The organism is Frateuria edaphi, assembly GCF_021117405.1.
GTDB lineage: Bacteria > Pseudomonadota > Gammaproteobacteria > Xanthomonadales > Rhodanobacteraceae > Frateuria_A > Frateuria_A edaphi.
This window is the reverse complement of record NZ_CP088251.1, coordinates 2,302,169-2,325,991: the sequence shown is the minus strand read 5'-3', so window position 1 is coordinate 2,325,991 and position 23,823 is coordinate 2,302,169. Positions and strand designations below refer to the sequence as shown.

Below are 23,823 nucleotides of genomic sequence, written 5' to 3'. Positions count from 1 at the left end.
GCTGCGCGCTTCCTCGCCGGCGTCTTCACGCGCGGGTGGGCAAGCTCGCGTCCGCTGGCGCATCGCGCGTCCTTTGCCGGGTGGCACCCCGGCTCCCGCCCCCTTGCGGTGGCCCATGGCGGAGCCAGGGCAAGGAAGCGCGATGCGCCGCATTGTTTCCACGAATCGCAAGGCGCGCCAGCGGGCTAGTAGGGCGTACCGTCCTTGTGGACGTACCCCCGGTCGCCTTCGACGTACAGGTCGATGTCCGGATAGTGGCAGGCGTCGTCGGCTGATCGCGTGCCGACCTCGAGATAGACGGCCACTTCGCTGCCGCGGTTGATCAGATGGTGGCCGTCGGCCACGTTCTTCGGAAAGGCGGCGCATTCGCCCGCGCGCAACGGCTGCTCGCCCGCGTCGGTTACCAGCACCAGTTCGCCCGACAGCACGTAGACGAATTCGTCCTCGCGCGCATGCCAGTGGCGCTGGCTGGACCACCCGCCCGGCGGCAGCCGCGTGAGGTTGACGCCGAAGTCGGACAGGCCACCGGCATCGCCCAGCGCCTGCTTGACGCGATCCCGCGCCGCCGCCGCGTAGGGAGCCGGATAGCCCGAGCCGCGGCGTTCGGGTACCTTCGGGACATCGATCTTGGGCATGGGGACGCTCGTCATGGAAGGCGCTCCATTCTGCACCGGCTCCTACAATGGTGCTTTTCCTCCCGACGACACCATGCATCAGAGCTCCTTCGGCGGCTTTGCCGAGCCGCATCCTACCGATCGGCTGTTCTTTGCCGTCATGCCGCCGCCAGACGTGGCCGAGCGGGTCGCCTCGCTTGCGGGCCAGTTGCGCGAACAGCTCCGGTTGCGCGGCCGACCGCGGCCTACCGGGCACCTGCACGTGACGCTGCATCACCTGGGCGACTTTGCCGGCCTGCCGCAGCAGCTGGTGGATGGGGCGTGCGCGGCCGCGGCCAGCGTGGCGCTGCCATCGTTCGAGGCGCGTTTTGATCGCGTCGGCAGTTTCCGCGGACGCGTCGGCAAGCACCCGTTCGTGCTGCTCGGCGCCGAGCGGGCGTCGGGCCTGGCCGGGTTGTACGGGAGTCTTGGGATGAGACTTGCGGCCGCTGGTCTGGCGCGGCGCGAGCCGGCGTTCGTGCCGCATGTCACGCTGCTCTATGACGCCCTCACCATCGCACCGCAGCCGGTCGAGCCGTTCGAATGGACAGTGCGGGAGTTCGTGCTCATCCACAGCCTGCTGGGGCGCACCGAATATCGCGTGCTGGGCCGCTGGCCGCTGGCCGCCGGCGCGTAGGCATGCGCACGCGGCCACGACAACGGCGCGGATAGCGTGGAGCAGTCGAACTCTGGGGGAATGCCATGAAGGGCAAACGTCGACTCGGATTGATTCTTCTGCTGGTGGCAACGCTCGTGCTGCTGGTGCTGGGTGCGCTGCGCTGGCGCCAGCAGTTCCAGCCCGCGCCCGCGGACCCGGGGCTCAGCCCGGCCGCGAGCGCGCCGATGCGCTGAGCTCAATCGTCGCTGTCGACCACGCGGCCGCTTGCCGGATCGATGATGAGCTTGACGCGGTGATCGGCCTTGTCGTCGGCCTTGGCGTGCCACACGCCATCGTCGAAGTCCACGTCATGCACGTTGGTGTAGCCCTGCGTGGCGAGCGATGCGCGCACGTCGTCCTCGCTCAGGCGCGAGACCTTCTCGTCCGGATAGACCTTGCCGCTCTTGGGGTCGATGCGCAGCGACACATCGTTGCCGTCGGCGCTCTCGGCATCGGCACGCCACATGCCGCCGTCGAACTTCAGGTCGTCGATGTCGGTGTAGCCCTGGTGGATCAACGATTCGCGCACCTGGGCCTCGGTCATCGCCTGCTGCGCCATCACTGCACCGGAGGCGCCCAGGGCCAGCGCGAGGGTCATCGAAGCGAGCTTTTTCATGGCCGTTTTCCGTGGGATGGTGCGCCCGAGTCTTCAGGCGCAGACGGCAATGGGTGATGAAAAGGCTGTGAGACGCGGCGGATTTGTTCAGGCAGGCGGGTGTTCGAAAGTCCCGCCCGCCCCGGTAGGGGAAGGGTTCGGCAAGGCCTCGACCTTCCGCCTCGCCCGAATCCCCCACCCCCGCCTTTTGGCTTACCCCGTGAAGCAGGTCGATGCTGTCTCGGGGCTCAGCGCCCCTGGTCAAGCCGATCGAAATGCGTCAGCGCGTTGAGCACCAGCGGATAGCTCCCCATGGTCTCGCCGCGCCAGATCGGATTGCCGGCAAACAGCAACACATGCCCCTTGCCGTAGCGGGCATCCACCACCGCCGCGCGCTCGGCCATTTCGCCGCCGCCGTCGAGCAAGCCGGAAACCAGCAGCCGCCTGGCATCGGCAAAGCGCAGGATTACGCGCGGGCGCTGGTCGTGCGGAATCACCCACGGGTTGTTGTAGGCCTGGTCCTCGTTGAGCGGCAAGGCCTGCCAGGGCTTGGCGTCGGGCAGGGCGGGCGGCTGGGCGAACGGGCGGCCTTCGGGCATGTCCTCGTCCTGCGGGCCACCGCGGCCGGTGGGGCGTTCGGCATCGCGGGCGTTGGGCAGGCCACGGTCGCCGGTGAGCAGGTTGGCGACGGTGAAGGACTGGCCCTCCGAGCTGTACAGCGCCAGGTGGTCGCCATAGCCGGCGGCGACCGGGCTGTCGTGGTCGACGAAGTCGGCCTGCAACACGCTGCCGACCACCTTCAATTTGGTCTTGGGCGTAACGAACACGCCAGGCGCCAGGCCGGCATCGATCGCGAACCGCGCGGTGTCTTCGGCGGTGACCAGCAATCCACCCTCGCGCACGAAGCGCTTGAGGTTGGCGAGGCCGGCCTCGCCAAGGCCCGGGCGGATGTCGGGCGTGCTGTCGATGTGGCCCAGGTTCGGCGTCAGCGGGCCGGTCTGCCAGGGCAGCGGCGGGCCCCACATCGGCAGGCCGTCGACAATATGGCGCAGGCTGGCGCCGCCGACGGGAGCGAACAGGATCGCGTCGTACTTCGCGTGCAGATCCGGGATACGCGCCACGTCCTGCGTGCTGATGTAGTCGTAGTGCACGCCCAGCTGGTCCAGCGCCATGCGCCACCAGCCCTCGGTCTGCGTGCTGAGCCAGGTGTGCATGAGCGCGACGCGGGGCAGCTTCGCGTCCGTCGCGTCGACGCCGGCCAGGCCGGGCGGGACGCTGACCGGCTTGTCCAGCCGCGCCATCGATGCCTTCAGCACGTCCGGATCGGTGACGCGCACCACCTCGACATCGAACAGGTCGCCCATCGACCAGCCGGTGTCGTCGTAGGGATGCTGCTGCGGGTCCTTGGGCGACCAGTACTGGCGGTCGAGCAGGGTGTCGGCGATGCGCGAGTAGGGCTGGTCCATGCGCACGACGTAGCTGCCGGCGGGGAAGCGGCGCGTGTGCTTCTTGCCGTCATCGGTGGCCGGCAGGGTCACGCTGAAGGGCGCGCTGGCGCGGCTGATCTCCACGTGCTGGCGCTCGAGCACGCGCAGCAACTGGGCCTGGGTGCCGGATCGCTTGTCGTCGCCCGGCAGCACGTACGCGGCGGGGCCGGCTTCGGTGGGCTTCTCGATCGAGCGCTTGCCCTTCAGGTAGAAATTCTTGAGGAACGCCTGGCCGTTGTGCGCGAAGTAGTCCAGCGCGGTAAGCACGCCGGTCTGCTCGTAGTTGTTGTTGTTGCGCTGCGACCAGGTCACCTCCGGCATCGGCGGGTTGGGCCGGTACCAGGTGCGCGCGTATTCGGACGGATCGAGGATGCGCTTGCGCGTGTCGGCGCCGCCGTTGCCGAAGGTCTCGTACAGGCGGCTGATGCCGTTGTGCATGGCCGCGATGAACATCAGGTACCCGGGACTCCAGGTGTCGAAGTCGCCGTGCGTGAATACGCCGGGCAACCCGAGCTGGGTCATTTTCTGCACGTTGTCCCAGCCCAGCTGTTGCCACTCGCTGGTGAGGATCGGGTCGATCCAGGCGTTGTAGGGGCCATCGCCGACGGTGTTGTCGTAGAGGAAGGGCACCGACTCGTGCAGGTCGTGCAGCACCTGCGCGTGCCAGCCGAGGTAGGTGTCGGCGACGTTGCGGGTGAGCGCGAGGGTCATGCCCATCGCATCGCGGTTGTTGTCGTGCGCGACGTAGTGGCCCCAGTAGAGCAGGTCCGGATAGTCCTGGCCCGGGTGCGCCTTGTGCCAGTTGTAGAGATCGACCATGCGGTCGCGGCCGTCCACCTCGACGATTGGCGTGATCAGGGTGATCACGTGCGAGCGGATGTTCCTGATGTACGGCGCATCGTCCACCGCCAGCCGGTAGGCCAGCTCCATCAGCGCGGTGGGCGCGCCGGTTTCGTCGGAGTGGATCGAGCCGGTGACGTAGTAGACCGGGGTGGTTTCCCTGATGAGCGCATCGGCCCTGGCGTCGTCCATGCCGATCGTGCGCGGATCGGCCAGTTGCGCCAGGCGTGCGTCATTGGCCTGCAGGTTGGCCAGCAATGCTTCGTCGGCGATGGCCACCGCGATCATCTCGCGGCCTTCCTCGGTCTTGCCGATGCTGAACACCTTCACCCGTGGGCTGGCGGTGTCCAGCGCGCGAAAGTAGCGATACACGTCGTCCGAGTAGGGTAGCCAGTCCGCCGCGCCGGCAATGTGGCCGAGCACCTGCAGGGGTGTCGGCACGCCGGGCGAGGCAGGGAGGTAGTCGGTCAGCGGCGTGTTGAACTTCGGATCGGTGGTGAACCGCGCGATCTGCGCGGTGTAGGCCTGGTCGACCGGCTGGGCCGGGTCGCGCGCGAAGGCGCTGGCGGCGAGGGTGTCGGCGGCCTGGGTGGCGAGGCAGGTGGCGGCCAGCGCGAGGCCGGCGAGGCAGGGCAGGAGGCGCATGGATTCCCCGGGTTGGGCGGACGGCCGGGCCACTTTGCCAGAAATGGGGCGCGTTGCATTTGTGGCATCGGGGAAAGCCGATCCCTGCCCGACGCTGCCCTGGAAGGGCGGGTGTCGGAACGTCCCGAGCCGCTCCCTTCCTCAAGCGTTGGGCGGGAACGGTTCTCCCCTGGCGCAGGCCACCTACCGCCGCAACGAAATCCACGTGGGCGCGTGATCGCTCGGATGCGGCAAGGCGCGCACCCACCGGTCCACCCCGGCATCCTTCAACCGCGGCGCCAGCTTGCGGTTGAGCAGCAGGTGGTCGATCCTCAACCCCGAGTTGTGTTCCCAGTGCTGCCGGAAATAGTCCCAGAACGTGTACACCCGTTCCTCGCCGAACTGCTCGCGCAGCGAGTCGGTCCAGCCCTGCGACAGCAGGTCGGCGTAGCGCTCGCGACTCTCCGGCTGCAGCAGCGCGTCCTTGCGCCAGGAGCGCGGGTTGTAGATGTCCTCGTCGGTGGGGACCACGTTGTAGTCGCCAGCCAGCACCACCGGGTGTTCGCTCTCGACCAGGCTTTGCGCATAGTCGATGAAGCGATCGAACCAGGCGAGCTTGTAGTCGAACTTGGGACCGGGCTGGGGGTTGCCGTTGGGCAGGTACAGGCAGCCGACGATCAGGCCATGCGCCGCCGCTTCCAGGTAACGGCTCTGCACATCTGACGGATCGCCCGGCACGCCGCGGCGGCTTTCCAGCGGATCGGCGCCGCGGGCCAGGATCGCCACCCCGTTCCACGAACGCTGGCCGTGCCAGATGGCACCGTAGCCGGCATCGCGGATCGGCTCGACGGGAAAGGCCTCGTCGGGCGCCTTGAGCTCCTGCAGGCAGACGACGTCCGGCGCCTCGCGCTCCAGCCAGGCCAGCAGCGAGGCCAGGCGCGTGCGCACGCCGTTGATGTTGAAGGTGGCGACCTTGAGCGGTTTTCGCGCGGCCATCGGGAGCCTGTCCTAGTACTGCGCCGCGCCCAGCGCGGAGAGCCAGTCCAGCACGCGGCGCGTCCACGGCCGGTGTTGCCACTGTTCGAGCGACAGCTCCTTCGAGCGCCCGATGTCGCGATCGACGACCTCGGTCATGTGCGCCGCAAAAGCGTGGTCGAACACCAGCACGTTCGACTCGTCGTTGAGGCTGAAGGAGCGATTGTCGAAGTTGGCGCTGCCGGCGATGGTGAGGTAGCCGTCCACGATCATCAGCTTGTTGTGGAACAGCGCCGGCTGGAAGCGGTAGATGTGCGCGCCTGCCTGGAGCATTTCACCCCAGCGCGTCTGCGAAGCGCTGTTGATGATCTCGCTGTCGGTGTACGGACCGGGCACCACCAGCCGGATGCGCACGCCGCGCGCGAGCGCGCGCTTGAGCGCGGCCATGGTGAGGTCGTCCGGCACGAAATAGGCGGCCTCCAGGTCGATCGCCTTGCGCGCGCCGTCGATCGCCATCAGGTACATCAGCTGCAGGTTCTCGCTGCCGCCTTCGGGCGAGCTGGCGACGGTCTGCACCGCGACGTCGCCGGCCGGCGCCACGTCGGGGTAGTACTCCGAGCCGAGCAGCGCCTGGCCCGTGGTGGTGATCCAGTTGTCCTCGAACACCGCCTGCATCTGCAACGCACCGGGGCCGGTCACGCGGATCTGCATGTCGCGCCAGATATCGGGCTTGTCGCCATGCCCGTTCCACTCGTCGGCGATGCCCACGCCGCCGGTGTAGGCCACGCGTCCGTCGACGATCAGCAGCTTGCGGTGGGTCCGGTTGTTGAAGCGATCGATGTCGTACCAGCGCAGTGGGTGGAAGTATTCGAAATGCACGCCGCCGGCGCGCAACGCGTCGACGACGTCCTCCTTCATCTTGGAAGAGCCGACCCAGTCGGCGATCACGTGCACGCGAACGCCGGCACGGGCGCGTTCGGTGAGCGCCTGCACGAACTCGTCGGCGACGTGGCCGGACCAGTAGATGTAGGTCTCCATGTCCACGCTGACCTTGGCCGAGCGGATCGATTCGAGCATCGCGGGGAAGATCTCCGCGCCGTTCTGGAAATCCGCGACCGCGTTGCCGTCGACGATCGTCGGCCCGAGCAGGTTGCCGATTTCGCGGCGGAACTGCGGGCTCTCGACCGGGCTCAACGGACCCAGCGGATGGACCAGCTGCTGGGTCTGCGGGACCAGGTTGAGCACCAGCACACCGAGCACCAGCGCCGCGAACGCGCCCAGGCTTGCCCACAACAGGCGCCGCTTCCAGTGCGGCCGGGGCGGGGAGGCCTTGCCGTTGTCGCGGGTAGGGCGGGCGGGTCCGGCGGGCATCGCGTCTCCTGGCTGGTGGTTGCACGAGCGCCCCTCGGCGCGACCGGGGGCTCCGGGTCGCGCCCATGACGCTCGTGCGAAAACCAGGCTCATCATCCGGCGCGGGCGTGCAGCCGGGGTCAACGCCTTCACTTGGCCGGCACCGCCGCGGTTGTCTGCTGTGGGTGGACCGCCCCGGGAGAACGCATGACCGACAAGGCCGTACGCAAGGTCGAACGCCGCGCCGACGTGCGTCGCGCGCTGGCCACCAGCACAGCGACGCACCACAAGCACCAGCGCGCGGTGCGCTCGGGTCACAAGCTATGGCTGGTCGTCTACGCATTGGTGCTGGCGGCGCTGGGTGTGCTGTTCTACCTCTTGCGGCTGGAGTTCTTCGGCATCCTCGGTCGCTACCTCCCGATGGCACGGCGCGCGACCGTGGGCGCCATGGCGATCGTGCTGACGCTGGTGGCTTCGCGGATGGTGCGGGCGTTCGCCATCGAGCGCGCACAGACCGCGGTCACGCGCTACAACCTCAAGCGCATCCTGCGGCTGGTGATGTACGTGATCCTGGCGCTGATCGTGGTGTCGGTGCTGTTCGCCAACTGGTACGCCGCGGTCGCTTCGCTGGGACTGATCTCGCTGGTGCTGGGTTTCGCATTGCAGACGCCGATCACCAGCTTCATCGGCTGGGTGTACATCCTGGTGCGCGAGCCCTATCGCGTGGGCGACCGCATCCAGATCGGCGACGCGACCGGCGACGTGATCGACGTGACCTACCTGGACACCACGCTGTGGGAAGTCGGCGGGCCGTACCTTTCCTCGGACCACCCGAGCGGACGGATCATCAAGTTTCCCAACGCCAACGTGCTGACCAGCCCGGTCTACAACTATTCCTGGCCCGTGTTCCCGTATGTCTGGAACGAGATCAAGTTCCAGGTGGCCTACGACAGCGACTTCGCGTTCGTGGCGCAGGTGATGCGCGAGGCGGCGGAGGACGAGCTTGGCGAGGCCATGATCGAGCGCGTGCGGACCTTCCGCGAGGTGCTCGCCAAGACGCCCGTGGACGAGCTGCAGGTCAACGAACGGCCATCGGTGCTGTTCCGCATCGACGCCAACACCTGGGTGGACGCGATCGTTCGCTACGTGGTCGACCCGCGCCAGGCGGGCAGCGTCAAGACGCGGCTGATCGGCACCATGCTCTCGCGGCTCAACGCCGAGCCGGAGCGGGTGAAGTTTCCCAAGGGCGACAACCGCTAGGCCGCCGTGGGCCGCGGCCGGCGCGGATCCCTACCCCAGCCCTCTTCCCGGCGGGGAGAGGGAGCCTGATATCTCGGCGCTGTGTACCGTGTGCGACCAGCGCTGCAGCGTCTGGTACAGGCGCTCCCGCCGGGTCAGTACGCCCTGGTGGCAACCCTTGGGGCGGGTCTGCTCGATCGGCTCGCGACTGAGTTCGCGCCAGCGCTTGACCAGTTCGGCCGGCGCCGGATGCGATTCGACCAGCGCCCGCAGCACCAGCGACATCGCTTCCACTTCGTTCTTCAAGCCATCCAGCTCGTTGCCGACCTGGGTGAAGGACACCGGGCGGCTGCTCGAAATCTCCATGACTCTCCCTCGCATCGCTGGCGCCCCCGCGCCAGGCTCGGATCGACGTTGCGCGCATCGTCGTGGTCGCCGCGTGCATGGCATACCGCTCGCCGGCCACTCCCTCTCTCTCGCAGAACACTTGTGAGCGATGTCTCGTTTTGATGGTGCGAGAGGGAATCGCCCACAACCTGGCTCCTGCAAAAGCGGGAGAAAAAAAGCCGCCTTGCGGCGGCTCTTTTTTTCAACCGGGATCGAACGCGGTCAGGCTGCGCGCGAGGCGCGCTTGCGGTCGTTCTCGGTCAGGTGCTTCTTGCGCAGGCGGATTTCCTTCGGCGTGACCTCGACCAGCTCGTCGTCGTCGATGAAGTCCAGCGCCTGCTCCAGCGAGAACTTGATCGCCGGGGTGAGCTGGATCGCATCGTCCTTGCCGGAGGCGCGCATGTTGGTCAGCGGCTTGGGCTTGATCGCGTTGACGGTCAGGTCATTGTCCTTGGCATGGATGCCGACCAGCTGGCCTTCGTACACCTGGTCGCCTTCGGCGGCGAACAGCTTGCCGCGCTCCTGCAGCGGCCCCAGCGAGTAGGCGGGGGTGGTGCCGCCGGCGTTGGCGATCATCACGCCGTTCTGGCGCTTGGCGATCTGGCCTTCTTCCTTCGGACCGTAATGGTCGAACACGTGGAACAGCAGGCCCGAACCCTGGGTCAGGGTCTTGAACTGGTTCTGGAAGCCGATCAGGCCCCGCGCCGGGATCATGTACTCCAGGCGCACGCGGCCCTTGCCGTCGGGCTCCATGTTCTTGAGCTGGCCCTTGCGGATGCCCAGACGCTCCATCACAGGGCCCTGGTGGATTTCCTCCACGTCGACCACCAACTGCTCGATCGGCTCCATCTTCTGGCCGTCGATCTCCTTGATGATCACTTCCGGACGCGACACGGCGAGCTCATAGCCCTCGCGGCGCATGTTCTCGATCAGCACCGACAGGTGCAGCTCGCCGCGGCCGGAGACCAGGAACTTGTCCGCGTCCGAACCCTGCTCGACCTTCAGCGCGACGTTGTGCACCTGCTCGCGGTCCAGTCGGTCCTTGAGCTGGCGGCTAGTCAGGAACTTGCCGCCGGAGAGGTCCTTGTTGCCGGCGAACGGCGAGTTGTTCACCTGGAAGGTCATGCTGATGGTCGGCTCGTCGACGGTCAGCGCCGGCAGCGCCTCGGGGGTGTCGAGCGCGCAGACGGTGTCGGAAATGGTGAGTTCCGCAATGCCCGAGATGGCGACGATGTCACCGGCCTCGGCGCTGTCCTGCTCGATGCGCTCCAGACCCATGAAGCCGAGCACCTGCAGCACCTTGCCCTGGCGCTTCTTGCCGTGGCGATCGATCACCGCGACGGGCATGTTCTTCTTCAGCGTGCCGCGCTGGATGCGGCCGATGCCGATCACGCCCACGAAGTTGTTGTAGTCCAGCTGGCTGATGCGCATCTGGAACGGGCCTTCCGGATCGACTTCCGGCTTGGGCGCGTGCTGCATGATCGCTTCGTACAGCGGGGTCATGTCGCCTTCGCGGGCGTTCTCGTCCAGCGAGGCGTAGCCGTTCAGGGCCGAGGCGTAGACGATCGGGAAGTCCATCTGCTCGGGCGTGGCGCCCAGGCGGTCGAACAGGTCCCACACCTGCTCGACGACCCATTCGGGGCGCGAACCGGGGCGGTCGATCTTGTTGATCACCACGATCGGCTTGAAGCCCATCGCGAAGGCCTTCTGGGTCACGAAGCGCGTCTGCGGCATCGGGCCGTCCATCGCGTCGACCAGGATCAGCACGGTGTCGACCATCGACAGCACGCGCTCGACCTCGCCGCCGAAGTCGGCGTGTCCGGGCGTGTCGACGATGTTGATCCGGTTGCCCTGCCAGGTGATGGCCGTGTTCTTGGCCAGGATGGTGATGCCGCGTTCCTTTTCCTGGTCGTTGGAGTCCATCACGCGCTCGGCCAGCACGGTACGCTCGTTGAGCGTGCCCGACTGTTTGAGCAGCTGATCGACGAGGGTGGTCTTGCCGTGGTCGACGTGGGCGACGATGGCGATATTGCGCAGTTTTTCGATGGACATGGCACAGGCCCGGGCGGCGCTTGGTCAGCCGCCACGTAAGTTTCGGAGGGGTAAACTCCGCAATTATACGGATTTGCGGGGGTTTTTGCCCGTGCCGCGCATGAACGCCCCGCGCCAGGCCCGTTCGCAGGTGGGGAGCATCCCGTTGGGCGGGGCGTCAGCCACCGGCCGCCTGCCGGGAAAGGGGCGGCGGGGCCCCAAGCCCATCCGGCGTCAGGTCAGGCCGGTCAGCGCAAACAGCGCGATCACCACGAAGACTGCGAGCGTCTTGATCACCGTGATGGCGAAGATGTCGCGGTAGGACTGCCGGTGCGTCAGCCCGGTCACCGCCAGCAGGGTGATCACCGCGCCGTTGTGCGGCAGGGTGTCCATGCCGCCGGACGCCATCGCGGCCACGCGGTGCAGCACTTCCATCGGAATGCCGGCGGCCTCGGCATTTGCGATGAACGTATGCGCCATCGCCGCCAGCGCGATGCCCATCCCGCCCGACGCCGAACCGGTGATGCCGGCCAGCGCGGTGACCGTCACCGCTTCGTTGACCAGCGGGTTGGGGATCCCGTGCAGCGCGTCGGCCACCAGCCTGAAGCCGGGCAGGGCGGCAATCACTGCGCCGAAGCCGTATTCGGACGCGGTGTTCATCGAGGCTAGCAACGCGCCGCCCACGGCGCTGCGGCTGCCCTCGGCGAAGCGTTCGACCACCGGCCGCCAGGCGGACGCGAGCACGCATACGATGCCTACGAGCAACGCTCCCTCCACCGCCCAGATGGCGGCGAGCTTGGAGACTTCCTGGACCACGGGCTCGGCCTTGCCGACCACGCTGGGCGCGAATGAAGCGGTTTCGCCGTAGGCGCGCGGTATCCAGTCGGTGAACAGCTTGTTGGCCAGGCCCACCAGCACCAGCGGCAGCAGCGCGACCAGCGGATGGGCGAGCTTGCCGTGCTCGAACGGCGCCGGCTCGTTGACCAGGTCGCTCCCGTAGCCCTCGCCCGCGGCGGCGGCCTTGCGCCGGCGCGATTCCAGATAGGCCAGGCCCACGACCAGGATGAACACCGAGCCGATCGTGCCCAGCCACGGCGCCGCCCAGGCGGTGGTGCCGAAGAACGACGTCGGGATGATGTTCTGGATCTGCGGCGTGCCGGGCAGCGAGTCCATGGTGAAGGTAAACGCGCCCAGTGCGATGGTGCCGGGGATCAGCCGCTTGGGGATGCCGCTGGCGCGGAACAGTTCGGCCGCGAACGGGTAGACCGCGAACACCACCACGAACAGCGACACCCCGCCGTAGGTCAGCAGCGCGCACACCAGCACGATGGAAAGGATCGCGCGGCCGCGCCCGACCAGCCCGATGGTCGCCGCCACGATCGCCTTGGAGAAACCCGACAGCTCGATCAGCTTGCCGAACACCGCGCCGAGCATGAACACCGGGAAGTAGAGCTTGAGGAAGCCCACCATCCTGTCCATGAACAGGCCGGTGAACATCGGCGCCACCAGCGCCGGATCGGTCAGCAGCACCGCGCCCAGCGCCGCGATCGGCGCGAACAGGATGACGCTGTAGCCGCGGTACGCCGCCACCATCAGGAACGCCAGCGCGACCAGAACGATCAGGAATGCCATCGACCTTTTTTCCCCGGCGGCGCGCAGCCGCGCCGCAATGACAGTGCCCGACGAGTATCGGCAGCGCGCCGCCGGCCGGGCACTGTACGAAGGTACAAGTGCCCCGTTGCGTGCCCATGCCTAGGATCGGTGCATCAAGGCACCCATCGTCGATGGCTGCGTCCACAGGCAACCCTCGACGGTTGCGTCCAAAGGGGAGGGGAGTCATGCAACGCACGCATCTGAGTCTGGCCATCGGCATGGTGATCGGCCTGGCGTTCGCCATGCCGGCGCTGGCGCAGCAATCCGGCGGCGCATCGCCGCAGGACAGCGGCAAACCGGTCAACGCCAAACAGCTGGAACAGGTGACGGTCACCGCCCGCAAGCGCGAGGAAACCCTGCAGGACGTGCCGATCGCGGTCAGCGCCTTCACCGCCCAGGCGCTGGAAAAGCAGAACGTGCAGAACCTGTCCGACCTGCAGGGCAAGGTGCCTTCGCTGCAGATCTACGCCGCGCGCGGCTCCAACACCACGCTCACCGCCTACATCCGCGGCGTCGGCCAGGCCGATCCGACCTGGGGCTTCGATCCGGGCGTGGGCATCTATCTCGACGACGTGTACCTCGCCCGTCCGCAGGGCGCGGTGCTGGACGTGTTCGACGTCAGTCGCATCGAGGTGCTGCGCGGCCCGCAGGGCACGCTGTACGGCAAGAACACCATCGGCGGCGCGATCAAGTACGTCTCCAACCCGTTGCCGGTGAAGACCGAAGGCTCGGTGGAAGTGACCGCGGGCACGCACGGCGAGAAGGACATCAAGGCAAGCATCGGCGGCGCCAGCGCCGACCAGATGTGGCGCGGCCGCATCGCCTACGCCAGCGGCCACAATGACGGTTTCGGGGAGGACATCCTCACCGGCAGCCGCAACGGCAACAAGAACACCAACGCCGCGCGCGCGACGATCGGTTTCTTCCCGACCAGCACGTTCAACATGCAGCTGTCGGTGGACGGCGTGCGCGACAACTCCAATCCGCGCGGCGCCAAGATGCTCACCGTCAACGCGCTGGACCCGGCCTACCCGCCGCTGGGGAGCGACTTCGACACCCGCAGCGGCTTCGCCCAGCTCAACCACACCAAGCTCTACGGCACCGCGCTGACGATGAACTGGATCGCCAGCCAGGACTGGTCGCTCAAGTCGGTCACTGCGGTGCGCGGCTCTTCGACCGACACCAACATCGACTTCGACACGCTGCCCGAAAAGATCGCGGACGTGAACGCGGTCTACACCGACCACCAGTTCAGCCAGGAATTGCAGGCCAACTACGACGCCGGCGGCACCGTGCACGGCGTGTTCGGCGTGTACTACTTCGACGGCACTGCCAACGGCCACATCCACAACATCTTCCTGGGCTCGCCGCCGTACTCGACGCTGGGCCTGACCCAGTTCGGCGGCACCGGCGGCAGCATGGGCACCAAGAGCTGGGCCGGCTACGGCGACTTCACCTGGGACCTGACGCCCGACTGGAGCCTGGACGTCGGCCTGCGCTACACCCATGAGACCAAGACCGCGCTGATCCAGAACTACGGCTACTCGGACGACACCTTCACCACGCCGATCGCCACGCTGGCCGACTTCAGCGGCTCGCACGCCACCAGCAACTTCTCGCCCAAGGTCTCGCTGGACTGGAGCGCGAGCGACCACGTCAAGCTGTACGCCAGCTATTCGGAGGGTTTCCACTCCGGCGGCTACAACATCCGCGCCAACTGCGTGGCGGTGCCGACCTCGTGCCGTCCGATCGACGACGAGAAGGTGCAGTCTTACGAGGTCGGCAGCAAGATGACGTTCTTCGACGACGCGCTGATGATGAACACGGCGCTGTTCCGCAACGTCTACTCCAACATCCAGCTGTCGGTGTTCAGCTCCTACACGCTGCCCAACGGCAGCCAGGGCTTCTTCGGCGACTTCACCAACGCCGGCAAGGGGCACATCGACGGCATCGAGGAAGAGTTCGCCTGGAAGCCGTCGGAGAACTGGACGCTACGCGGCAACGTTGCTTATTTGCATACCAAATACACCCAGTACATGACCGGCGGCGTCAACATCGCCGACCAGCAGAGGTTCACCAATGCACCGAAGTGGTCCGGCGGCCTGTCGCTGGAAAACACCACGCCACTGGCCAATGGCGGCAGCATCTCGGCGCGGGTCAACTACACCTACCAGACCATGGTCTATCCGGAGACCACGCTCTCGCCGCTGATCGCACAGCCGGCCTACGGCCTGTGGAATGCCGGCGTGATCTGGCAGATCAACGATCCCTGGTCGCTCAGCCTGCAGGGCACCAACCTGGCCAACAAGTCCTACCGCACCACCGGCTACAACGTCGGCGCGCTGGGCATCTACACCGGCTTCTACGGTGCGCCGCGAATGGTCACGCTGAGCGCGAAATACCGGTTCTGACGTCGCACCTTTCCTTCTGCAGCAGGAAAGGCGCCGGGATGCCACCTCCCCGCCGCCCGGCTCCTTTCCTGCCTGCGGGGGATGCCATCCTGTAAGAGCGCACCCTGCGCGCGACCGCCATCTACTGGTCGCGCAGGGTGCGCTCCTTAAAAAAAGACCGCGCCGGAGATCGATATGCGCAAGATCCTCAGCCTGCTGGCCCTCCTTTTCGCCAGCGCGCTCGCCCATGCCGGCGATGCCCCGTCGCTGCCAAAACTCCAGCTCGACCCCGCGCGCGTCGCCGTGGCCGGTCTCTCCTCCGGCGCCTTCATGGCCGCCCAGGCGCAGATCGCCTATCCGGAAATCTTCCATGGCGCCGCCATCGTCGCCGGCGGCCCGTACGGTTGCGCCGGCGGCCAGCTCGCCACGGCGATCGGAAGCTGCATGAAACGCGCGCCGGCGCCCGACGTGGGCGCGCTGGTCGCACGCGCACGGAAGCTGTCGGCCGACGGGCGTATCGGACCGCTCGCGCAGTTGGCGGGTTCGCATGTCTATCTGCTGCACGGCAAGGACGACGCCATGGTCGCGCCGTCGGTGGCCGAGGCGGGCGCGCGCTTCTACGAAAGCCTGCGTGACAGCGTGCCGGGCCTCGAGGGCATGCGGGTACGCGACGACGGCGCGCGCGCCTTCGCGCACAACCTGCCGGTGGCTGGGAAGGGCGACGATTGCGGCACGTCGGTGTCGCCGTTCCTCGGTCACTGCGGTTTCGATGCGGCAGGGACGATCTTCGCCGAGCTGTTTGGCAAACCGGCCCACGCCGTGACCGCGCCACGCGGCGAGCTGCGCACATTCGGCCAGGATGCGCTGCGCCCGGACGGCAAGGATGCTTTCCTCGCCGCCGAGGGCTATGTCTACCTGCCGCCCTCCTGCGCCGCCGGCAAACCCTGCGGCCTGCTGGTCGCGCTGCACGGATGCAAGCAGAACGCCGAGGCGGTGGGCGAGGCGTTCGTGCGCGACGCCGGCTTCAACCGCTGGGCGGACGCCTACGACGTGGCCGTGCTGTACCCTCAGGCACGCGCGAGCTTCGCGCCATTGAATCCGCAAGCATGCTGGGACTGGTGGGGATACTCCGGAGCCGACTACGACACCCGCCAGGGCGTGCAACTGCGCTGGCTGGTCGACGCCGTGCGCGCGCTGGGGCTGCCCGCCAAGCGATGACTTTCGTTCTGCCCTGTCCCGCAATGGATAGGGAGCTCAGCGCGTCATGCCCAGCCCCACGCTGATCGCCCTCGCCGCCGCCTGCTGGCTCGGCCTGCTGTTCGGCGTCGCGCTGCTCGGCGAGCGGCGCCCGCGGCTGTTCGAGAAGCGCTGGGCGATCGTCTATGCGCTGTCGCTGGCGATCCACTGCACCTCGTGGACCTTCTACGGCACGGTGACCCAGGCCAGCCGCTCGGGCTGGTGGCTGCCGCCGACTTTCGTCGGCGCGATCCTGATGTACCTGCTGGCGATCGCCGTGCTGCGGCGGCTGGTGGAGCTGGCGCGCGAGTACAACGCCGGCTCGCTGGCCGACCTGATCGCGGTGCGGCTGGGACGCCACTCGGGACTGGCGGCGCTGGTCACCGCGGTGGTGGTGCTGGGCATCGTTCCCTACATCGCGCTGCAGCTGAAGGCCGTGGCGATGAGCTACATGCTGCTCAGCCACGGCCAGCTCGCCGAGTCCGAGCCATGGCAGGACAGTGCGCTCTACATCGCGCTGCTGATGGCGCTGTTCGCGATGCTGTTCGGCACCCGCCGCGCGTCCACCACGGCCCACAACCGCGGGCTGGTGCTGGCGATGGCGTTCGAATCGCTGTTCAAGCTGGGCGCGATGCTGGCGCTGGGCACGCTGCTGTTCACCCCACTGCCCGCCGGCCTGCCGCCGGTGCCGGTGCCGCCGCACGAGAGCACCGGCTTCCCGGCCCTGATCCTGCTCGGCGCGCTGGCGATGTTCACCCTGCCGCACCAGTTCCATGCCGGCGTGGTCGAGTGTCGCGACGGCGGCCACCTGCGCACCGCGCGATGGTTGTTCCCGCTGTACATGCTGCTGATCGCGCTGCCGATCCTGCCGCTGGCGAAGCTCGGCGACGCGTGGCTCGGGCCCAGCGGCGTACCGTCGGACCTCTACGTGCTTGCGCTGCCGCTGGCGCGCGGGCAGCACACTCTGGCGCTGGTGGCGTTCCTCGGGGGCTTGAGCGCCGCCACCAGCATGGTGGTGGTCGCCACGCTGGCGCTCAGCCTGATGATCGTCAACCACTTCATCGCTCCGCTGCGCGTGCGCGCCGGCTGGGGCCGCGACGAGCGTGGCGACCTGCGTGGCGAGGTCATCAACCAGCGCCGCGTGGCGATCGTGGTGGTGATCCTGCTGGCCTGGGGCTACAGCCGCGTCCTGGCCAGCCACGAGGCGCTGGCCGACATCGGCGCGATCTCGTTCTCCGCGCTGGCGGGGCTGGCGCCGGCCTTGCTCGCCGCCGTGTACCGGCCGCAGGTCGGGCCGCGTGCGGTGACCGCGGGGCTGGCCTGCGGCACGTTCGTGTGGCTCTACGTGGTGCTGCCCTCGCTGTGGCCGGCGATGCCGGCGGGATTGCTGCACGGCCCGTTCGGGCTCGGCTGGCTGTCGCCCGCCGGGCTGCTCGGGCTGGGCGACTGGAGCCAGTTGGGCCGCGCCGTGGTGTTGAGCCTGGCGGCGAACGTGGCGGTGACGTGGCTGGTGGCCCAGTCGCGCTTCGGCCAGGCCACGCGCGTGGCGGGCGTCGGCGACGTTGGCGTGGTGGAGCTGCGCGCATTGGCCGAGCGTTTCCTGCCGCCAGAGCGCGTGGCGCACCTGTTCGCCACCGCGCCGGAGCAGGGTGCCGCCGGCCATGCGCGGGTCGACGCGGTCGAGCACGAACTGGCCGCGGTGATCGGCGCGGCGTCGGCGCGGCTGCTGCTGGAAGTGGTGCACAAGCAGGGCCGCGCGCAACTGGACACCGTCGCGGCGATCGTCGGCGAAGCCACGCAGGACCTGCGCTTCAACCAGCGCGTGCTGGAGGCGGCGCTGGAGAACATGAGCCAGGGCATCTGCGTGGTCGACGCGGAGCTGCGCGTGGTGGCCTGGAACCGCTGCTACGCGCGGCTGTTCCAGTACCCCGACGACATGCTGCAGATCGGCCGTCCGGTCGCCGACCTCACGCGCTTCATCATTGGCGAGGGCCTGATCGGCGAAGGCGACGTGGAGACGCGCGTGCAGCGCCGGCTGACCCACATGCAGGCCGGCACGCGGCACCTGTCCGAGCGGCGTTTTCCCGATGGCACGATCGTGGAGATCCGCGGCAATCCCATGCCCGGCGGCGGCTTCGTCGCCACCTTCACCGACGTCACCGCATTCCGCCGCGCCGAGGACGCCCTGAAGAAGGTCAACGAGACGCTCGAATTGCGCGTGGAAGAGCGCACCCGTGCGCTGGCCGCCGCCAGCGCCGAGGCCCAGCGCGCCAACGAGGCCAAAAGCCGCTTCCTGGCCGCCGTCACCCACGACCTGATGCAGCCGTTGCACGCGGCGCAGTTGTTCGCGCATACGCTGACCGAACACGGAGCCGACGCGGCCATCGCTGGCAACCTCAATGGCGCGCTCACCGCGACCGAAGGCCTGCTCGCCGGCCTGCTCGACATCGCGCGTCTGGAGGGCGGCCGCCTGCAGCCGCAGTCGCGCATTTTCGCGCTGGCCGAGGTACTCGATCCGCTGGCCGCCGAGTTCGGCGCCATCGCCCAGGACCGCGGCGTGCGGTTGGACGTGGTCGGCACGCGCGCCTGGGTGCATTCGGATCCGCAACTGCTGCGCCGGGTGCTGCAGAACTTCCTCTCCAACGCGTTGCGCTACGCCGAACGCGGCCGCGTACTGCTGGGCGTGCGCCGTTGCGGCGCGCAGCTGCGCGTGGAGGTGTGGGACACCGGCCCGGGCATCGCGCCGCAGGAGCGCGCGATGATCTTCCAGGAGTTCCGTCGCGGCAGTGCCGCGGGCGGGCAGGGGCTGGGCCTGGGCCTGTCGATCGCCCGGCGCATGGCTGGTCTGCTGGGGCATCCGCTGGGCCTGCGCTCATGGCCGGGCCAGGGCAGCGTGTTCGACCTGGGCGTGCCGCTGGCACGGATGCCGGCGAGCGTGCCGGCAGCCGCGGCTACGCTCCAGCCGCTGTCGGCCGGGCGAGCGCTGGTGCTGGACAACGAACCGGCGGCGCTGGCCGCGCTGAGCACGCTGCTTACCGGTTGGGGCTGGCAGGTGCATGCCGCCCGCGATGCGGCCCAGGCGCTCGCGGCGCCGTGGCAGGCGGACCTGCACATCCTCGACTATCACCTCGACGCGGGGCGTACCGGCTGGGACGTCTGGCGCGAACTGAGCGGGCGCCACCCGGACGTGCCGACGGTGATGCTGACCGCCGACCGTGACGGCGAATTGCGCCAGCGCCTGCTCGATGCGGGGATCGGCGTGCTCTACAAGCCGCTCAAGCCGCTGGCGTTGCGCCAGTTGCTGCAGCGCGTGGCGGCGGCGGTGCGAGTGTAGGAGTGCACCTGTGCGCGACCGCGGGAAACGGTTGCGCATGGCAGTCCCGGACAACCCCGCTCCTGCGCGGGGAAGCCTTGTCCGTCAGGCGGCGGCGTATTCGCCCATGCGTGCGCGGGGACGGATCGCGACGGTGGTGTCGCCGCTGATCAGCTGCAGCTCGCCATCCTGGATCAGGCACTGCAACCGCATGCCGCGCTCGCATAGTGCGGTGAGCTGGCGCACGGTCGCGTCGTCGATGTCGAGCACGGTCAGGTTGTCGTTGCGCGAGAGCGAGGCGCCGACCTTGTCCCACCAGATGTCGGCGACGCGTCCACCGTAGTTGACCACCACGACCTGCCGCGAGCGCCCGCAGGCCTTGCGGATGCGCGCCTCGTCCGGCTGGCCGAGTTCAATCCACTGCTCCACCTCGTCGGTGTACGCGCGTCGCCAGAGTGCTGGTTCGTCCTCGTCGCTCAGGCCCTTGCCGAACTCCAGCCGATCGTCCGCGTGCAGCGCGAAGGCGAGCAACCGCACCATCAGCCGCTCCTCGGTTTCGGAGGGATGGCGGGCCAGCGTCAACGCGTGGGTCGCGTAGTAGTGCCGATCCATGTCGCTGATCGACAGCTCGGCTTTGTGGATGGTGGCGTTGAGGGCCATGGTCGTGCCTGCTGCGGGTAATCGGCCATTGTACGCCGCGGCCGGCGCTAAGCTGGCCGGATGATCCATGCGACCGCGCCGAGCACCGTGCACCTGCCCGAAGGCGATTGGGCGACCGCGCTCGACGGGCTGTGCGCCTGTTTTCCGCGCATCGGCCGCGCGCAGTGGCTGGACAGGATCCGCCGTGGCCGGGTGCTGGATGCCAGCGACATGCCGATCGACGAGCACACGCCCGGCCGCGCCGGCATGAAGCTGAAATATTTCCGCGAGGTCGAGAGCGAACCGGCGATCCCCGGCGACGAGGTCGTGCTGCATGTCGACGATCACCTGGTGGTGGTCGACAAACCCCACTTCCTGCCGGTGGTGCCGGCCGGCGGCTACGTGCAGCAGACCTTGCTGGCGCGCCTCGTGCGCCGGCTCGGCAATCCGGCACTGGTGCCGTTGCACCGGCTCGATCGCGAGACTGCCGGGCTGGTGCTGTTTTCGGCGCAGCCGGCTACGCGGGATGCGTATCTGTCGCTGTTCCGCGAGCGGCGCATCGTCAAGCGTTACGAGGCACTGGCCGCGCCCTTGCCGCAACTTGCGCTACCGCACGTGCACCGCTCGCGGCTGGAGGCGGGCGAGCCGTTCTTCCGCATGCGCGAAGTGGAGGGCGAAGCGAACAGCGAGACGCGCGTGGGTGTGATCGAACGTGGCGCGCAGCTTTGGCGCTACGCGTTGGAGCCGCATACCGGGCGCAAGCACCAGTTGCGCGTGCACATGGCGGCGCTGGGCGCACCCATCCGCAACGACCGCTTTTATCCGCAGCTGCAGGAACGGCTGGAAGATGATTTCAGCCGGCCGCTGCAGTTGCTGGCGCGCGGGTTGGCGTTCGTCGATCCGTTGAGCGGGCAGGCGCGGGAATTCCGCAGCAGGTTGTCGCTCGAAGCCTTGTAGAAATGCAGCGTCAGTCCGCGGTGCCGGTCCGCCGCGGTCGCGCACAGGGTGCGCTCCTACAGGACCCGCGCCGGCTCGCCCAGGTCCAGCGAACGCAGCAGCAAGCCGGCCTGCGTGCGGTTGCGCACGCCGAGCTTTTCGAAGATCGCCGTCACGTGCGCCTTGACGGTGCGTTCCTGGATGGCCAGTCGATCGGCAATCTGCTTGTTGAGCAGGCCTTCGCCGATCAGCGCCAGCACGCGGTACTGCTGTTCGGTCAGGCGCGCGAGGCGGGCGGCGAGGTCGGCGTCTCTCGGGTCGGGCGCGAGCGCGCCGACTGCGCTGGCCAGGCCCGGAGGGACCCAGCTGCCGCAGTCGAGCACGGTGCGGATCGCTTCGCCGATCTGGGCGGGAGTGGCGCTCTTGGGGATGAAACCTGCCGCACCGTGGTCGAGCACGCGGCGCACGGTGCGCGGCTCGTCATGCGCGGATACCACCAGAACTGCCACGCCCGGATGCTGGCCGCGCAGCGCGGCCAGGCCGGACAGGCCCTGGCTGCCGGGCATGTGCAGGTCCAACAGCACCAGGTCGGTGTCGGGGGCGGCCGTCAGCGCGGCGAGGGCATCGGCGAGGTCGGCCGCTTCGCTGACCTGGCAGTCTGCGACACAGGCGATGGCCGCCTGGCGCAACGCGGCGCGGAACAGCGGATGGTCGTCGGCGATCAGCAGGGAAGGCATGCCATGCAAACTAGCGGGTGCGCGCCGTGGCGTCGAGTTCCACCCCCTGCCGGAGCGCATCCGTGCGCGACGCGGACGTGACGCAAGCGGGGCGACGGATGGTCGGGGACCGGGCGGTCGCGCACAGGGTGCTTTCCTGGAAAACGGTACCGGCATGGACCTTCGTACGATGGCGTCCGCGCGCGTGCTTGCTAAGGTGCCGGAATGAACGCGTTCCTGAAGCGGCTGACCCTGATGCTGGTGCCCGCCCTGGCTGGCGGCGCCGTCCACGCCGCGGCCGCGGAGCCTGCCATGCCATCGATCGATTTCGTTCCGGGTGAGGTGCGGGTCACCACCCACCGCGACCATGACGACCTGCTCAGCGCCGGACTGGGCCTCGCAGGCCTGGCCGGCGCACCGGTTCCTTTCGCCGATCCAGCTCGCCCCACGCCGCAGGAACTGCGTCGCCGCGCGATCCAGATGAACTGGAAGGGCATCGCCGACCTCGGACCCCTCGGTGGTTACGGCCAGGTCTACGGAGGCGTCCCGTCGGTGCCGGGGCGCGAATACCAGGCCTTCGCCTGGATACCGGGCGCGCATCAACCCCATCGCGTGCTGCTGCAGGCGCCGGACGGCTTCGACAAGGACAAGCGTTGCCTTGTGGTCACTGCATCGTCCGGCTCGCGCGGGATCTACGGCGCGATCGCACTGGCCGGTGCCTGGGGCCTGCCGAAGGGCTGCGCGGTGGCCTATACCGACAAGGGTGCCGGCAGCGGCTTCTTCGATTACACCGACGACAGCGGCGTGGCGCTCGATGGCCGCCGCGCGAAACGCGGCGAGGCGCCACTGGAGTTCACCCCGCCACCGCTGCCGGCCGGCGCGGGCATCGCGGTCAAGCATCTGCACTCGGGCGACAACCCGGAGGCCGACTGGGGTCGCCACGTGTTGCAGGCGGCGCGCTTCGGGCTGGCCATGCTCGATCGCGCCTATCCGGAGCTTGCGCCGTTCACGGCGACGAACACGCGCATCATCGCGACAGGGCTTTCCAACGGCGGCGGCGCGGTGCTGCAGGCCGCGGGCCTGGACGACGAGCAACTGCTCGACGGCGTGGTCGCGCTGGAGCCCAACGTGCAACTGGCCGGGCAGGGTCGCAAGCTCTACGACTACGCCACCGAGGCGGCGATCTGGCTGCCTTGCGCGCTGACCAGCGCGCGCTTCGATGCGGTGCCGTTCGCGCGCGCGCCGATGACCGGGGGGTGGCCACAACGCTGCGCCAGCCTGCACGCTCAGGGCCTGCTCGAGTCCGCCACGCCCGCGACGCAGGCGGCCGAGGCGTACGAATATCTCCGCGCATCGGGCTGGACCGAGGCGGCCATGCAGGTGGCGGCCACATCGACCGCGTTCGACCTGTGGCGCGCGATCACCGCCGGCTACGCCTCGGCCTACCTGCGCCGCGGCACGGCCAACATGCCTTGCGGCTTCCACTACGCCGCGGCCACGCCGGAGGGCACGCCCGGCATCGCAGACGCGGCCAGCCGTGCGGCGTGGTGGTCGGACAGCGCGGGCATTCCGCCTGGCAACGGCATCGGCCTGTTCGGTGGCACCGACGGTTCGGCCGATCCCACGCTCGCCGGCGAACAATGCCTGCGCGCGCTCTGGGACGGCGACGACGCCTCCGCGCAGGCGCTGCACGCGGGCATCGAGGCGACCGTGGCGCGGCTACCGCGCGAGGACCTGCCGCTGTGGGTGGTGCACGGAGCCGACGACGGCCTGCTGCCGACCGCCTTCACCTCCGAACCGTACATCGCCTGGCTGCGCGCCGCAGGGCGCCGGCCGCTGTACTGGAAGGTGCCGCACGCGCAGCACTTCGATGCGTTCCTGCCGTTGCCCGGCTTCGGCGAACGGCACCTGCCGCTGCTGCCCTACGGCTACGCCGCGCTGGACCGTCTGTGGGCGCACCTGTTCGAAAACGCGCCATGGCCGGTCGACATACGCACGCCATCGGGACACCCGCGGGGCGAGCAGGTTCTTACGCGCGCGGCGCTCGACCTGAAGTAGCCGTCCAACTTCCGCTTGTGCCCGGCCGGCGCAGCACGCATAG

The 23,823-nt window shown here is 68.6% G+C and carries 18 protein-coding genes; 8 read left to right on the top strand and 10 right to left on the bottom strand.

What is annotated here, in order from left to right; genetic code table 11:
• Window positions 1–185: 185 nt before the first annotated feature.
• Window positions 186–635, bottom strand: a complete 450-nt coding sequence (locus tag LQ772_RS10875) for a cupin domain-containing protein (protein ID WP_231320796.1) — start codon at window positions 633–635, stop codon at window positions 186–188.
• Window positions 636–708: 73 nt separating this feature from the next.
• Here LQ772_RS10875 and thpR point away from each other — a divergent pair, with 73 nt between their 5' ends.
• Window positions 709–1,290 (top strand): RNA 2',3'-cyclic phosphodiesterase, encoded by a 582-nt coding sequence (thpR, locus tag LQ772_RS10870; protein ID WP_231320794.1) that lies wholly within the window; start codon window positions 709–711, stop codon window positions 1,288–1,290.
• A gap of 65 nt (window positions 1,291–1,355) precedes the next feature.
• Window positions 1,356–1,505: a hypothetical protein gene (locus tag LQ772_RS10865; protein WP_231320793.1), complete on the top strand. Its 150-nt coding sequence runs from the start codon at window positions 1,356–1,358 to the stop codon at window positions 1,503–1,505.
• Window positions 1,506–1,507: 2 nt separating this feature from the next.
• Here LQ772_RS10865 and LQ772_RS10860 read toward each other — a convergent pair whose 3' ends face one another.
• The 4 genes from LQ772_RS10860 to LQ772_RS10845 all read right to left on the bottom strand — a co-directional run bounded on the left by LQ772_RS10860 (window position 1,508) and on the right by LQ772_RS10845 (window position 7,203).
• The gene (locus tag LQ772_RS10860; protein ID WP_231320792.1) at window positions 1,508–1,927 is read right to left on the bottom strand and encodes a PepSY domain-containing protein; all 420 of its coding nucleotides are present in this window, start codon (window positions 1,925–1,927) and stop codon (window positions 1,508–1,510) included.
• 227 nt (window positions 1,928–2,154) lie between these two features.
• A complete protein-coding gene (locus LQ772_RS10855) occupies window positions 2,155–4,878 on the bottom strand; it encodes a M14 family zinc carboxypeptidase (protein ID WP_231320791.1) in 2,724 nt (907 codons plus the stop codon).
• Between the two features lie 183 nt (window positions 4,879–5,061).
• Complete coding sequence (xth, locus tag LQ772_RS10850; protein WP_231320790.1) at window positions 5,062–5,853, bottom strand: exodeoxyribonuclease III; 792 nt, start codon at window positions 5,851–5,853, stop codon at window positions 5,062–5,064.
• A 12-nt stretch (window positions 5,854–5,865) separates the two neighbouring features.
• Window positions 5,866–7,203, bottom strand: coding sequence for a phospholipase D-like domain-containing protein (locus LQ772_RS10845; RefSeq protein WP_231320789.1), 1,338 nt, complete (start codon window positions 7,201–7,203; stop codon window positions 5,866–5,868).
• A 186-nt stretch (window positions 7,204–7,389) separates the two neighbouring features.
• Here LQ772_RS10845 and LQ772_RS10840 point away from each other — a divergent pair, with 186 nt between their 5' ends.
• Window positions 7,390–8,442 carry a mechanosensitive ion channel family protein gene (locus tag LQ772_RS10840; protein WP_231320788.1) on the top strand — a complete coding sequence of 351 codons (1,053 nt, stop codon included), beginning with the start codon at window positions 7,390–7,392 and terminating at the stop codon, window positions 8,440–8,442.
• A gap of 30 nt (window positions 8,443–8,472) precedes the next feature.
• Here the strand turns inward: LQ772_RS10840 and LQ772_RS10835 are convergent, their stop codons facing one another.
• From LQ772_RS10835 to LQ772_RS10825, 3 genes are all read right to left on the bottom strand, one after another.
• Window positions 8,473–8,787 (bottom strand): hypothetical protein, encoded by a 315-nt coding sequence (locus LQ772_RS10835; RefSeq protein ID WP_231320787.1) that lies wholly within the window; start codon window positions 8,785–8,787, stop codon window positions 8,473–8,475.
• Between the two features lie 243 nt (window positions 8,788–9,030).
• On the bottom strand, window positions 9,031–10,860 hold the full coding sequence (gene typA, locus LQ772_RS10830; protein WP_231320785.1) for a translational GTPase TypA: 1,830 nt from the start codon (window positions 10,858–10,860) through the stop codon (window positions 9,031–9,033).
• A 213-nt stretch (window positions 10,861–11,073) separates the two neighbouring features.
• Window positions 11,074–12,471 carry a GntP family permease gene (locus tag LQ772_RS10825; RefSeq protein WP_231320783.1) on the bottom strand — a complete coding sequence of 466 codons (1,398 nt, stop codon included), beginning with the start codon at window positions 12,469–12,471 and terminating at the stop codon, window positions 11,074–11,076.
• A 206-nt stretch (window positions 12,472–12,677) separates the two neighbouring features.
• Here LQ772_RS10825 and LQ772_RS10820 point away from each other — a divergent pair, with 206 nt between their 5' ends.
• The 3 genes from LQ772_RS10820 to LQ772_RS10810 all read left to right on the top strand — a co-directional run bounded on the left by LQ772_RS10820 (window position 12,678) and on the right by LQ772_RS10810 (window position 19,452).
• Window positions 12,678–14,903, top strand: coding sequence for a TonB-dependent receptor (locus tag LQ772_RS10820; RefSeq protein WP_231320782.1), 2,226 nt, complete (start codon window positions 12,678–12,680; stop codon window positions 14,901–14,903).
• A gap of 174 nt (window positions 14,904–15,077) precedes the next feature.
• Entirely contained in the window at window positions 15,078–16,100 is a 1,023-nt protein-coding gene (locus LQ772_RS10815) for an extracellular catalytic domain type 2 short-chain-length polyhydroxyalkanoate depolymerase (RefSeq protein WP_231320781.1), read from the top strand.
• Window positions 16,101–16,146: 46 nt separating this feature from the next.
• Window positions 16,147–19,452: a PAS-domain containing protein gene (locus tag LQ772_RS10810; protein ID WP_231320780.1), complete on the top strand. Its 3,306-nt coding sequence runs from the start codon at window positions 16,147–16,149 to the stop codon at window positions 19,450–19,452.
• An 84-nt stretch (window positions 19,453–19,536) separates the two neighbouring features.
• Here the strand turns inward: LQ772_RS10810 and LQ772_RS10805 are convergent, their stop codons facing one another.
• Window positions 19,537–20,091, bottom strand: coding sequence for a YaeQ family protein (locus tag LQ772_RS10805; RefSeq protein ID WP_231320779.1), 555 nt, complete (start codon window positions 20,089–20,091; stop codon window positions 19,537–19,539).
• Between the two features lie 60 nt (window positions 20,092–20,151).
• Between LQ772_RS10805 and LQ772_RS10800 the strand changes: the two genes are divergently transcribed.
• Complete coding sequence (locus LQ772_RS10800) at window positions 20,152–21,027, top strand: pseudouridine synthase (protein ID WP_231320778.1); 876 nt, start codon at window positions 20,152–20,154, stop codon at window positions 21,025–21,027.
• A 56-nt stretch (window positions 21,028–21,083) separates the two neighbouring features.
• Here LQ772_RS10800 and LQ772_RS10795 read toward each other — a convergent pair whose 3' ends face one another.
• Entirely contained in the window at window positions 21,084–21,743 is a 660-nt protein-coding gene (locus tag LQ772_RS10795; RefSeq protein WP_231320777.1) for a response regulator transcription factor, read from the bottom strand.
• Between the two features lie 204 nt (window positions 21,744–21,947).
• Here LQ772_RS10795 and LQ772_RS10790 point away from each other — a divergent pair, with 204 nt between their 5' ends.
• The gene (locus LQ772_RS10790) at window positions 21,948–23,780 is read left to right on the top strand and encodes a 3-hydroxybutyrate oligomer hydrolase family protein (RefSeq protein WP_231320775.1); all 1,833 of its coding nucleotides are present in this window, start codon (window positions 21,948–21,950) and stop codon (window positions 23,778–23,780) included.
• The last annotated feature ends 43 nt before the right edge of the window (window positions 23,781–23,823 follow it).